Source organism: Lentzea guizhouensis (assembly GCF_001701025.1).
Taxonomy (GTDB): Bacteria; Actinomycetota; Actinomycetes; order Mycobacteriales; family Pseudonocardiaceae; genus Lentzea; species Lentzea guizhouensis.
This window is the reverse complement of the sequence record NZ_CP016793.1, coordinates 326247-339109: the sequence shown is the minus strand read 5'-3', so window position 1 is coordinate 339109 and position 12863 is coordinate 326247. Positions and strand designations below refer to the sequence as shown.

Annotated in this window: 12 protein-coding genes; 4 read left to right on the top strand and 8 right to left on the bottom strand. The window is 68.4% G+C overall.

Translation table 11 applies throughout. The features are described 5' to 3' along the window. On the top strand, positions 1-3606 hold the full coding sequence (locus tag BBK82_RS01605) for a hypothetical protein (protein WP_065913378.1): 3606 nt from the start codon (positions 1-3) through the stop codon (positions 3604-3606). Between the two features lie 153 nt (positions 3607-3759). Next, positions 3760-4101: a hypothetical protein gene (locus BBK82_RS01600; RefSeq protein WP_065913377.1), complete on the top strand. Its 342-nt coding sequence runs from the start codon at positions 3760-3762 to the stop codon at positions 4099-4101. Positions 4102-4160: 59 nt separating this feature from the next. Here BBK82_RS01600 and BBK82_RS01595 read toward each other — a convergent pair whose 3' ends face one another. From BBK82_RS01595 to BBK82_RS01570, 6 genes are all read right to left on the bottom strand, one after another. Continuing rightward, positions 4161-4769, bottom strand: a complete 609-nt coding sequence (locus BBK82_RS01595; RefSeq protein WP_065913376.1) for a hypothetical protein — start codon at positions 4767-4769, stop codon at positions 4161-4163. Further along, entirely contained in the window at positions 4762-5340 is a 579-nt protein-coding gene (locus BBK82_RS01590) for a hypothetical protein (RefSeq protein ID WP_065913375.1), read from the bottom strand. The genes BBK82_RS01595 and BBK82_RS01590 overlap by 8 nt, the downstream gene beginning before the upstream one ends. Positions 5341-5409: 69 nt before the next feature. Further along, positions 5410-6588, bottom strand: coding sequence for an RtcB family protein (locus BBK82_RS01585; RefSeq protein WP_065913374.1), 1179 nt, complete (start codon positions 6586-6588; stop codon positions 5410-5412). 10 nt (positions 6589-6598) lie between these two features. Further along, a complete protein-coding gene (locus BBK82_RS01580) occupies positions 6599-7285 on the bottom strand; it encodes a hypothetical protein (protein WP_065913373.1) in 687 nt (228 codons plus the stop codon). Positions 7286-7343: 58 nt separating this feature from the next. Continuing rightward, positions 7344-8144 (bottom strand): ABC transporter permease, encoded by an 801-nt coding sequence (locus tag BBK82_RS01575; RefSeq protein WP_065913372.1) that lies wholly within the window; start codon positions 8142-8144, stop codon positions 7344-7346. Then, entirely contained in the window at positions 8141-9112 is a 972-nt protein-coding gene (locus BBK82_RS01570) for an ATP-binding cassette domain-containing protein (RefSeq protein ID WP_065920749.1), read from the bottom strand. Before BBK82_RS01570 ends, BBK82_RS01575 begins: the two co-directional genes overlap by 4 nt. A gap of 99 nt (positions 9113-9211) precedes the next feature. Between BBK82_RS01570 and BBK82_RS01565 the strand changes: the two genes are divergently transcribed. Together BBK82_RS01565 and cpt are read left to right on the top strand one after the other, a co-directional pair. Further along, the gene (locus BBK82_RS01565; RefSeq protein WP_065913371.1) at positions 9212-10531 is read left to right on the top strand and encodes a flavin-containing monooxygenase; all 1320 of its coding nucleotides are present in this window, start codon (positions 9212-9214) and stop codon (positions 10529-10531) included. A 354-nt stretch (positions 10532-10885) separates the two neighbouring features. Continuing rightward, a complete protein-coding gene (gene cpt, locus BBK82_RS01560; RefSeq protein WP_237047997.1) occupies positions 10886-11449 on the top strand; it encodes a chloramphenicol phosphotransferase CPT in 564 nt (187 codons plus the stop codon). Here cpt and BBK82_RS01555 read toward each other — a convergent pair. Next, complete coding sequence (locus BBK82_RS01555; RefSeq protein WP_065913370.1) at positions 11427-12209, bottom strand: radical SAM/SPASM domain-containing protein; 783 nt, start codon at positions 12207-12209, stop codon at positions 11427-11429. The genes cpt and BBK82_RS01555 overlap by 23 nt on opposite strands. A gap of 220 nt (positions 12210-12429) precedes the next feature. Beyond that, entirely contained in the window at positions 12430-12801 is a 372-nt protein-coding gene (locus BBK82_RS01550; protein WP_065913369.1) for a heavy metal-responsive transcriptional regulator, read from the bottom strand. Positions 12802-12863: the final 62 nt, after the last annotated feature.

The window sequence follows — 12863 nt, the reverse complement described above, 5'->3', positions numbered from 1 at the left end:
ATGGCGCTGGAACCGGAGATCGGGCTCGTCGGCAGAGACGACCTCACCAGGCTGGTCGAGTCGCTGGTAGAACGTCGTGGCAACCACCCCCTGCCGGTGGTCGTCGCGTTCGGTCCCGGCGGCAGTGGCAAGACCTCGCTGCTCGACCACGTCCGCCGCCGCTACCGCGAGGCCCCGCTCGCACGGGTCGACCTCGACAAGGCCGGCTCCCGCACGTGCAAGGACATCCTCGACGTCGCCGCCGAGCAGCTGCGCTCCTACCGGCACGCCGACTTCGGCCGGATGCGGCTGCCGCGCTACGACCTCGCGCGCCTCGCCTTCCACGACGAGCCGTCCGACGACCAGCACCACCGCGCCCGCGAGCTCGCCGCCAAGCAGATGACCCGGCTCGTGGCCGTGGCCGACGCGGCCGAGGTCGTCGACGTGCTGCCACCGGCGCAGGGACTCGGCAAGGTGCTGCGGCCGCTGCTGCTGTGGCTGATCGGGCTCGCGGTTGTCGCACCGCGGCCGTTGCGGTGGCTGCTCGGCGGGCCACGGGTCGCGAGCGCGCTGCGGTGGTTCGAGAACTACGTCGGGCAGGAGCTCACGACCGGTCAGCGGTGCAAGTTCGACGCGGCGCTCGTGCACGTGTGGGGCCTGCACCGGTCCGGCGAGCAGCTGGAGGTCGACCGGCTGCTCGTCGCCGCGTTCCTGGCCGACGTCCAGGCCGCGTACCGGTTCCGCGGCTACCGCAGGATGAACAGCCTGCTGCTGCTCGACGGCGCCGACCTGCTCGACGGCATCGACTCCTACCTGCCGCCGAAACGACCGCGGCCCGCCGCCCGCCCCACCGACTTCCTGCACCTGCTCGCGGAACGCCGGCTGACCCAACCCGATGTGCCGTTGCTCGTCATCGCCACCAAGCAGGCCGCCCCGCCTGAGCCCGACGTCGAGCCCGACTACGCAGCCTGGCGGGAGCGCGCGGAACAGCAGAAGACCGCCGAGTCGATGTTCCTCCCGGTACGCCTCAAGCCGTTCACGCTGCAGCAGACGCGGCAGTTCCTCGCCGAGTGGAACCGCTCGCGCAACAGCACCGTGGAGTCCGAGGCGCTGGTCGAGGAGCTGCACGAGGTCACGCACGGGCACCCGCTCGCGGTGCGGCTCGCGATCCAGCTCGTCCACTACATGTTCGCGCGCGACCAGGTGCTGCCGTCGGTGCGCGCGGTGTTCGACGAACGACTGCCGGTCGACGAGACCACGACGTTCCAGGACGCCACGGTCGGCGACTACCTGCTCCTGCGCTTCTTCCAACGCATCCCGGGCGCGGAGGAGGTGCCGGAACGCCAGGCGGCGCGCGAGATCTTCGCCAGGCTGGCCGCCCCGCGCGTGCTCGACCGGCACGTCATCAACGCGTTGCTGCCGCGGGAGTGGGACCGCGACAACATGCGCTTTCTGCTGACACAGCTCAGTTTCGTCTCGCGGCACGGCGACGACTTCGTGCTGCACCCCTTGCTGCGCGACCTTCTCGCGCGCCGGCTGCGCGAGGCTCCGGACGACGAGTTCTCCCACATCAGGGTCCACCGGCTGCTGAAGGAACGCTTCGACGGCCTGGGGCAACGCGAAGACGCGCTTTACCACGCACTCGCGCTCGGCGATGTGCACTTCGTCGCGCACCGGCTGCGGCCGCACGTCGACGAGCGCAGTGACGGCTGGATCGCTGAGCTCGCCGCCATCGCCGAGGCCCCGATGCCGCCGGGCGAAGGGGAAGAAGCACGCGATGAGGAGTCACGTCTGTGGTGGCAGCGCCTGCGCGGCGGCACCGCACGCCGCACCCTGCACCGCCGTGTCGATCGCGTGGTGCGCCGGGAGACCGGTCTGCTCGAAGACGCCGTCATCGCGACGTGGGAGCTGCGGTCCCGCAGCCGAACCGCGCGCCCGACTGTCGAGATGTACGACCGTGTGTTGCGCACGCACCAAGACCTCAGCGGCTCCGAGGAACGCCTGAGTGGCTATCGCACAACGAAACGAGCACTCGAGCACAACACGCCGGCCTCGCCGCCCGCGTCACTTCCGCGCCAGTCCACCGTCGGCAGCTACCCGTACCCGCGGCGCTGGCCCGGCCGCAACGGTGTGCGTCGTGCGGCGGTCTACCTCGTCGTCTTGCTGCTCGTGGCGTACGGCGCGGCTTTTTACCTGCACAACAGCACGCATTGCCTGCGTTACGGCATCTATGAGCCGAGCGAGCTGGTCGCCGACCTGGCCGGTGACCGCCTTCGTCTGTCCAAAGTGGATGAAGTGCAGTGCATCGGCATGAGTGAGCGGCCCGGCCGGTTCGCCTACGGTGACCCGACCCTGCAGAACAGCGACGACGCCGAGGTCGGTGAGCTGGCCAAGCTCATCGCGGACGAGAACGCCCGTGTGGCCAAGGCGAAGGACCGCCCGAACGTCACGATCGTCGTCGCCACCATGCTCAGCTCCAAGGAACGCGTGAAACGCGACCTGTCGGCCGGCGTGAACGAGCTGCGTGGCGCCTACCTCGCCCAGCGCGAGTGGAACCTGCTCGACGGCGTGGCGCGCAACCCGTTGGTGCGCCTGGTGCTCGCGAACTTCGGCGGCGAGTCCGCGCACGCGAAGGTGGTCGCCGAGCAGATCAAGAGCTACGCCGAACGCGACCGCACGGTCGTCGCGGTGACCGGTCTCGGGCAGAGCCGCGCGTCCACCGCCGCGGCGCTGGAGGCGCTGGCGCCGTCGAAGGACCGGCAGGTCGGCGTTCCGATGGTCGGGTCGGCGCTGTCGTCGACGCTGTACAGCGAAATGCCGTACTTCTTCCGCATCGCACCGGCCAACGACCGGCAGGCGGAGGTCGTCGCGCGGATCATCGAACGCACCGATGCGTTGCGCGGCCGCCCGCTGCACCTCGTGCACAGCCCGGGAGACGAGTACAGCGCCGATCTCGCGCACCAGCTCCGGAACCGGCTGGGTCCCGAGATGCACGGCTACGACGAGAGCACGACGGTGGCCACGGAGCTCGCCCATGTCGCCAGCAAGATCTGTGGCAAGTCGCGCAACCCGCTGATCCTCTACACCGGGCGCACCGCGGAGATCGGCGGGTTGCTCACCGAGCTCAACGGCAACAGCAACTGCCCGGACGCCGTGGTGTTCGGCGGAGACGACCTCACCCAGCTGGAGACGACCAACTTCGCGGACCTGGAAGGCGTCAAACAATATGCCGACGGCAGGTTGTACTTCTCGACGTTCGCGTGGACGACGGGCATGGCGCAAGTTCCCCAGACGACGCAACGGTTCTTCCAGCTTTACGAGACGGCGCAGAACCGGCATGCCCGCCGGGCATTTCTTTCGGGCCCCAACGGGCACATTCTTCTCGCCTATGACGCTGTCAGCGTCGTCGCCCGCGGAGCTGAACGCGGTGAGTCGCGGCAGGCTGTTTTCCAGTACCTGCGCACTTTGCGTGACTTCGACGGCGCGTCCGGGAGGCTGACGTTCGCCCGCGCCGACGCGAGCGGCACCTCCGGGTGCGACCCGGTCGACAAGCTGGTCGTGGCGCAGATCGTCAAGCTGGACAACGGAGTTCTCACATCCCGCTACGTCGCGCACGAGGGCACGTGAACACCAGGCGAAGTGACTGAAGGTCACCGCGAACCCACTTGGCCGCAGGAAGATACCGCCCGTTCGCACTCGTTTCCCGCAAAGGCCGCGGAGGTACCGTTGGTGGTACGAAATCAAGATGTCCGCGACAGTGCGGAGGAGCGGGGGTGTGCCGTGTCCTTCAAGGCGGAGTTCCTCGCAGAACTCGAGGACTGTCTGCGCGGCTATGGCGCGGTCCCGGTGAGCAATCCTGACGCACTCGCGTTGTTCATCGAGTTCGTTCGCGCGCTGCCGGAGACCGACCAGCGGCTGCGTTGCCTGGAGGGTGTCGACCAGGGTTCCGGGTCGTTCTGGAACAACCCGGCGGTGTGGTGGGAGCAGGTGCCGAGGTTCGGGACGGGTCTGGCCCGCTGCGGCTCGGCGGAGTGCCGCAAGCTGCTCGACGACATGCTCGACGAGGCCATCAGCGACGAGATCGACGTGCTGGAGATGGAGATCCGGGAGCTGCCCAGCTAGGTCCGGACATGCCTGCCGGCGCCGCAACCTGTTACGGCCGCGGCGCCGGGGCTCCTGGACTACTTGGTCGCCACGAGCGACCTGAAGAGTTCCCGATAGCGGTGGAGAGCCAGTCGCAGGTCTTCGGTCTCGTGCTTGCCCTCGCCCTTCCACTGCTCGGAGAGCGTGCGGTGGCGCGAGGTCAGCTCCTCGATCGCCTTCCGCACGAGGTCGTCCGCCTTGCGCACGGCGGCGTGCGGGTCGTCGACGAACTCGAACTGCACCGCCTGCCACTCGTCCTCGAGGCGGTACCCCGGCCGCTGCGTCAGGTCCTGGGAACCGGTGCGGGACTCGTCGCGCTGGGCCTCCGAACGCTGGGCCTCCGAACGCTGGGTCTCGTGGCGCTGCGACTCCTGGGCGCGCGGGTCCTGCCCGACGCGGGCGTCCTGACCACCGCGGGAGTCCTGCACACGCGGGTCCGGGCGCTGCACCTGCTGCGTCTGCTGCCCCTGGGCCTGCTGGTGCTGGGCCTGCTGACCCTGCTGCGGAACGGCGTCGCGCTGCGCCGCCACGTGCTCGCGCTGCATGTCCTCGCGCTGCGCGTGCGCGGCCCGCTCTTCGCGCCGCTCCTCGCGCACCGTCTGGTCCTTCTGCTCCTGCGCTGCCCGTGCGTGGGTGGCCTCAGACATCGCTCTTCTCCTTCCGGTGTGCGTCCTTGTTCGGAGCGGCACCGTGTTCGAGCAGATCGGTGAACAGCTCGCGGTAGTGCACCATCGCGGTGCGGAGGTCCTCGGTGCTGGCCTCGCCGAGCTCCTGGCGCTCGGAGATGTCGTGCGCCTTGCGGTAGTGCTCCAGCGTCCGCGCGTGCTCGACCGACAGCACGCTCAGCTGTGCCTCGTAACCCTCGGTGGGGTAGCCGCGCTCGGCCATCAGGTCGGTCACCAGCCGGTCGGCGTCCGCGATCGCCGTGTCCGGCGAGTCGACGAACTTCGCCTGCACGTTCGCCCAGTGCCGGCGGTAACTCTCCTGTGCCGTAGCGGAAAGCGGCTTCAGGTCGAACTCGCTGTGACGGTGCTCCCGCTCGGCGAGCTCCTTCTCCGCGGCCGTTCTGTCGTCACTTTCGGCGACCGCGCGGTCGTACTCGGGGCCGAAGCGGTTGCGCAGCTTCTTGCGCTGCATGGCGGGCCTCAGCACGAAGGCGAGGACCACCAGCACCACGAGAACCGCGACCACCAGGCCGATGATGGCGCCCGTTGACATGGAAAACCTCCAAGACAGGCAAGAAATCTGCTGTCTGGAGGCTTTCCCGTGTGTGCCCGGGAGAAACATTCAACCCTTGATACAAACCACCTGCTTGAGCTTGGCGACCACCTCGACGAGGTCGGACTGGTTCGCCATCACGGTGTCGATGTCCTTGTAGGCGCCTGGGATCTCGTCCACCACACCGGAGTCCTTGCGGCACTCCACCCCGTTCGTCTGGGCCTCGAGGTCCTCGGTGGTGAACGTCTTGCGGGCTTTGTTGCGCGACATCCTCCGACCGGCACCGTGCGAGGCCGACTGGAACGAGTCCGGGTTGCCGAGCCCGCGCACGATGTAGGAACCGGTGCCCATCGAACCGGGGATGATGCCCAGCTCGCCACGACCGGCCCGGATCGCACCCTTGCGGGTCACCAGCACGTCCTCACCGAAGTGCGTCTCCTCCGCCACGTAGTTGTGGTGGCAGGAGATCGGCTCCTCGAACGCGATGTGCGGGAACTCCGCGCGCAGCACGTCGCACACCAGACGCAGCATGACCGAACGGTTGCGCCTCGCGTAGTCCTGCGCCCAGTACAGGTCGTGCCGGTACGCCGCCATCTCCGGCGTGCCGGCGAGGAACACCGCCAGGTCCGGGTCGGGCAGCTCGGCGTTGTGCGCGAGCGTGCGCGCCACCGCGATGTGGTGCTGCGCCAGCTCGTTGCCGATCCCGCGCGACCCGGAGTGCAGCATCACCCACACCGACTGGTCGGCGTCGAGGCAGACCTCCAGGAAGTGGTTGCCGCCACCGAGCGTGCCCATCTGGTGCATCGCCTTGTCGGCACGCGCCTTCACGGCAGGCGTCAGGTCGTCGAACCGCCTCCAGAACGCACCCCAGTCGGACGCGTCCCTTTCGGTGAACGCGGTCGCCTTGTGCTGGCCGAAACCGACGGGCACGACGGACTCCATGCGAGACCTGAGGCCACGCAACGTCTCCGGCAGGTCGCTCGCTGTGAGCGAGGTGCGCACGGCGGTCATGCCGCAGCCGATGTCCACGCCGACGGCCGCCGGGGACACGGCGTCGCGCAACGCGATCACCGAGCCCACCGTGGCGCCCTTGCCGTAGTGCACGTCCGGCATCACGGCGATGTGCTTGACGGCCCACGGCAGCGCGGAGATGTTCTGGAGCTGCCGCATGGCGAACTCTTCGACCTCGTCGGGCCGGGTCCACATGCGGATGTCCACGTTCTGGCCGCGGACGACGGTTGCTGCCATGCGTACGAGGTTAGGCGGCGTTCTTGTTGATCCACAAAGGAGTTTTCGCCGAGGCCTCCGCCGCGCCGACGAACTCCCACGTGCCCTTGCGCACCTTCGCCCTGCTCATGTCGCCGCCGATGGTGGTGACGAACGCACGCACCGTCGGCAGGTCGTTGACGTCCGCGATGAGGATCGCCTTGTTCTGCAACGTGACGCTGCCGCCGCCGAGCTTCTCGCGTGCCACCGCGTCGTTGAGCAGGCCCGTGCGCACCTGCTGGGCCGTGACGCCGTGGACCTCGACCTGGACGGCGTCGACCTCCGGCGAGCTCGCCGGCAGGAAGCGGAACGTCAGCACCGACTCCTGGCTGAACCGCTTGCTGATCGTGGCCGCCGTGTGGCGCAGGCTCTCCTCGTCGAGCGTGACGTCGAACTTGCGGGAGCGTTCGAACGTCGTCGTGTTCTGCTCGCTCGACCAGAACACCCCGTCGAGCAGGGTGGAACGGGTGGTGACGCCGCCGTTCGCGTGCACGATGCCGCGGACCTCGCGGTCGAAGGCGACCAGTCTGTCCCGCAGGCGCGGGTCGTCCGGATCGGTGATGACGGCCGTGTTGTTCGTCGCGAAGATCTCCGGGAACGGCAGCGGGGTGCCCGCCGCCGTTCCCGTCGAGACCGAGAACGCCAGTACCGACGTGACTGCCACAAAGAGCTTTCGCATGCGGCACAACGTATTGCTCCGGGTGGTACTGGGCACACCCCGTTCCACTGGGCGGAACCTAGCGCGCGACCGCCTTCTTGTACTGGTAGTTGGCCAGCGGCACGAAGATCAGCAGGAAGACCACGACCCAGCCGAGCGAGGCGAGGACCGGGTGCTGCAACGGCCAGACGTCCGGCGGGGGAGCGAGCGGCGAGGTGTTGCCGAACAGCTCGCGGGCCGCCAGCGTCACGGCCGACACCGGGTTCCACTCCGCGATGTGGCGCAGGACCGACGGCAGCTTCTCCGACTGCACGAACGTGTTCGCGATGTAGGTGATCGGGAAGATGAAGATGAAGCTCGCGTTGTTGAACACCTCCGGGCTGCGCACCAGCAGCCCGATCCACGCCATCGCCCACGAGAACGCGTAGGCGAACAGCAGCAGCAACCCGACCGCCGCCAGCGCCTCCAGCGGTGAGGAGTGGATGCGCCAGCCGACGAGCAGGCCGGTGATCATCATGATGAGGATGACCAGCGCGTTGTTCACCAGGTCGGAGGTGGTGCGGCCGACCAGCACGGCCGAGCGCGCCATCGGCAGCGAGCGGAACCGGTCGATGATGCCCTTGGTGATGTCCTCGGCCAGGCCGCTGCCGGTGATGGTGGCGCCGAACAGCACGGTCTGGGCGAAGATGCCGGCCATCAGGAACTCGCGGTAGTCCATGCCGGGGATCTCGATCGAGCCGCCGAAGACGTACGCGAACAGCAACACGAACATGATCGGCGCCGCCGTGGAGAACACCAGCAGGTCGGGCACCCGTTTGATCTTGATGAGGTTGCGCTTGGCGACCACCGAGCCGTCAGCCAGCGCCTGCAGCAACTTCACTTCTCGTCCTCCGAGTCTTGCGCCGCGTCTTCCGCGTGGTGCCCGGTGAGCGCCAGGAACACGTCGTCGAGGGTCGGTCTGCGCAGACCGATGTCGAGCACCTTCACCGACTCGCTGTCGAGCAGCCGGATCGCCTCCATCAGCACCGCCGACCCGCCCGCGACCGGCACGGTGAGGTGGTGCTGGCGTTCGTCGGCCTCGATCGTGCCGACGGCGAGGCCCGCGAGCGTGGACCTGGCGTTGCTCAGCTCGGCGCTCGTCGCGACGGAGAGCTCCAGGCGTTCGCCGCCGACCTGGTCCTTGAGCTGGTCCGCGGTGCCTTCGGCGATGACCCGGCCGTGGTCGATCACGGCGATCTGGTCGGCGAGCCGGTCGGCCTCCTCCAGGTACTGGGTGGTGAGCAGCAACGTCGTGCCGCCGGCGACCAGCTCCTCGATCACGTCCCACATCCCCAGGCGCGACCTCGGGTCGAGGCCGGTCGTGGGTTCGTCGAGGAACAGCACCGACGGCTCGGCGACCAGCGCGCCCGCGAGGTCGAGACGCCGGCGCATGCCGCCCGAGTACCCCTTCACCGGGCGGTCGGCGGCGTCTTCGAGGTCGAACCGGGTGAGCAGCTCGCGCGCCCGTTCCCGGCTGCGGGCGCGGCCGAGGTGGTAGAGCCGGCCGACCATGTCCAGGTTCTCGAAGCCGGTCAGGTTGTCGTCGACGGCGGCGTACTGACCGGACAGCCCGATCTTGCGCCGCAACGCGTCGGCGTCCTTGCGGACGTCGAGCCCCGCCACCCTGGCGGTGCCCTCGTCCTGGTCGAGCAGGGTGGTGAACACGCGTACCGCAGTCGTCTTGCCGGCTCCGTTCGGCCCGAGCAGTCCCATGATGGTGCCTTCGGGCACCACGAGGTCGAACCCGTCGAGCGCGACGACCGACCCGTAGCGTTTGACGAGGCCTTCGGCCACGATCGCGTCTGTCATGCGGGCCATCATGGCCTTCAGGTCTGACATTTTCGTCCCATTTGCGGCTGTTGGATCGGGTGATTGACAGCCGCAGAGAACGTGAGAATCCTTCGTGCCATGGATCGCGTGTGCGTCATCGGGGCCGGTTCTTCCGGCATCGCCGCATGTCAGGTGCTGAGTGCGCGGGGGCTTGAGTACGACTGCCTGGAGGCCGGTTCCGAGATCGGGGGCAACTGGCGGTACCTGAACGACAACGGGATGTCATCGGCATACCGTTCGCTGCACATCAACACTTCACGGCAGATGATGGAGTTCCGGTCCTTCCCGATGCCGGCGCATCTGCCGACGTACCCGTCGCACTTCCAGATCGCGGAGTACTTCGACGACTTCGTCAAGCACCACGGTTTTCGCGACCGGATCCGGTTCCGCACCGAGGTGACGTCCGTGGTGCCCGGTTCCGATGGCCGATATGCGGTGACTTCACGTGATCGGGACACGGGTGAGTCGACGACGACTTCGTACAGTTCGGTCATCATCGCCAACGGCCACCACTGGTCGCCGCGATGGCCGGAACCCGCATTCGAGGGGTCGTTCGACGGCGAACAGATGCACGCGCACTTCTACAAGACGCCGGAGCGTTTTGCCAACAAGAAGGTGCTGGTGCTCGGCATCGGAAATTCGGCGTGCGACATCGCCGTCGAGTCGTCGCGGGTGTCTTCCCGAACGTATTTGGCGATGCGCCGCGGCGCGCACATCATGCCGAAGTACCTGTTCGGGATGCCGAGCGATCACCTGACCACCTCGCCACTCGCCCGGTTCGCGCCGTCGTGGCTGCAGTCGCTGTTGGTCCGGGCGATGCTGCGCCTCGCGCGCGGCAAGCTCACCTCGTACGGCCTGCCGGAGCCGGCCCACGGCATTCTCGCCGCGCACCCGACGGTGTCGGACGACCTGCTGACCAGGCTCGGGCACGGTGACATCACGGTGAAGCCGAACGTGGCGCGGCTCGACGGGGCCGGGGTCGTGTTCGCCGACGGCAGCCGGGAGGAGGTCGACGTCATCGTCTACTGCACGGGGTACAAGGTCGACTTCCCGTTCCTGGAGGCTGCGGCGTTCCCGGCGGTGTCGTCGCCGGACAACGAGGTGTCGCTGTACCGGCGGGTCGTGGACCCGGAGCATCCGGGGCTGTACTTCCTCGGGCTGATCCAGCCGTTGGGGGCGATCATGCCGCTGGCCGAGGCACAGGCCGAGTGGGTCGCGGACCTGCTGACCGGGCGGGCGGTGCTGCCGTCGATGCCGGAGATGAAGGCGGAGATCACGGCTTACCGGCAGGGGTTGAGGTCGCGGTACGTGGCGTCGAAGCGGCACACGTTGGAGGTCGACTTCCTCGGGTATCAGCGGGAGCTGGCGGAGGAGCGGAAGCGGACAGCCGCTGGCTGATATATCGGTTTTGGGTTGAGCTGGTCTGTGCTGCCGGTCAGTCCGTTAGAGGGTCTAGCGTTCCGTTGCATGTCTCCGGTAGCTCGCTGGCCTGCGTCTTAGCAATGAGTCTTTGGACGACGTCCGCAAAAGACTCGTTGCAAAGGGGGCGGTAGCGGTGAGGGACGGATGAGGGCGCGGACGGTGGGCGACGGATCGCGAGCGGCGCGAGAGGCCGGAAGCTTGCGGACGGGGGAGCTCGCGGACGGGGGAGTTCGCGAAGCCAGACGAGGGTTGCGGGCACGAAGGCTGGGCGTGTGGGTGCCGGCGAGCGGGAGAGGCGTGGGCGAGCGCGGGCGTGGGTACGGTCCGGGTGTGGCTCAGGTGATCGTGCTGAACGGTGGGTCGAGCTCCGGCAAGTCCGGGATCGCGCGGTGTCTGCAGGCGGTGTTCCCGGAGCCGTGGCTGACGCTCGGGGTGGACACGTTGATCGACGCGATGCCTGCCCGGTTGCGGCTCGGGGACGAGGGGATCGGGTTCGCCGACGACGGTGAGGTGACGGTCGGCGGGGAGTTCCGCGAGCTCGAGGACGCGTGGATCGGCGGGGTGGCGGCGATGGCGCGGGCTGGGGCTCGGGTGATCGTGGACGAGGTGTTCCTCGGCGGGGTCGAGTCGCGGGCGCGGTGGGAGAAGGCGCTGGACGGGGTCGACGTGGTGTGGGTCGGGGTGCGGTGTGACGCCGTCGTCGCGGCTGGGCGGGAGCTCGCGCGAGGGGATCGGGTGTCCGGGATGGCGGAGGCGCAGGCCTATCTCGTGCACCGTGACATGACCTATGACGTCGAGGTCGACACCACGAACACCGAGTCGATGGAGTGCGCGAAAGCGATTGCGAGCTTTCTGACCAGCAGAGGAGTGGTCAGGGGCGGGGCGGTTCGTTAGGGGCGCAGGAGCCGCCGCCCTGGGGCCAGCACGACGGGCCGGCGGTGACGGGAGCTACCGGAGCCGCGTTGAGCAGCACGTCGGCAAGATCCATGTCCAATATGTTGCCCAGCGCCATCCAGCGAGCGAAGACGCACGGCCACACGTCGCCCGACGTGGAGACGGCGACGGCGCCGTGACCGCAGCGGCCGCAGAGCTGGTCAGGGCCGGGAGACGACAGAGCAGTGCCGCGGCCGACCGCGCGGACGGTGTCGACGCCGACGTCGCGCACGCCGAGGGCGTCGAGCTCGACCAGGGCGTCGGACGAGCCGGAGCCCACGTCGATCACGCCCACCCGCAGCGGGATGGCGCGGTCGAGGGCCTTGGTGATGTTCGCGGTGGTGCGGGCGTGGCTGCCGGGGCGGCGGGTGACGGCGTCGTGGGCCGAGTAGTAGCTCGTGGCGAGGCGGACGCCGGGGCGGGTGAACGTCTCCCACAGGGCGGGCGCGATGTGCACGAGATTGCTGAACACCTCGACTTCGAGTCCCGCGGCGAGTGAGTGGTCCACGAACCGCGCCAAATCGGGGTGCAATGTGGGTTCTCCGCCGATGAACTGAACTCGGTGCGCACCGAGTTCGGCGACGTGCGAGATGACGCGGAACCAATCGCGAGCCGTCATCGCACCGGTGCCCCCGCGCGGTCCGGACTCCGCGTAGCAGTGTGTGCAGCTCAACTGGCATTTGCCGGTGATCTCGAGCCATGCGAATCGCAGGTCGGTCATGTCCCGCTCCCCTGGACGTTGCCGGTCCATAACCCATCTTGCCCCGGCAAGTCGGCAGTGGAGCTGTCTCAATTGATAAATTCAGGGATTGATGTTGGGGTGTTGACATCTTCCCAGAAGATTCGGCGGGCGCCACGCCGAAACGCATAAGCCGCTAATAGAACGCGTCAGTTCAATCAGCAGCACTCACAGCACGTGCAGCAGTCGTCCTCCACTTCCATCACCTCCCCTCCGGTGGGCACCACGGGGGACAGTCGGTGCTCTCGACCATCTCCTCGAGCTCGGACCTGAGCCGCGCGAGCCGGGCCATCTCGGCGTCGATGTCCGCGATATGCCGGTGCAGCAGCTCCGACGCCGGTTCGCACGGGCACTCGCCGGTGTCGCGCACCGCCAGCAGCGAGGCGATCTCCCGCAACGTCAGCCCGAGGCGCCGGCAGTCGCGGATGAACCGGATCCGCTCGGCCGCCGCCTCCGGGTACTGCCGGTAGCCCGACGACGTCCGCGGCGGCGGCGCGAGCAGCCCCGCGCGCTCGTAGTACCGCACCGTGTCCGGTGCGACCCCGACGTGGCGTGCGAGCTCGGCGACTCTCATACCGCCACGCTAAACCTGTGACCGCACTCCAAGGTCAAGCACGGAAAACGGGGCCGCCGACG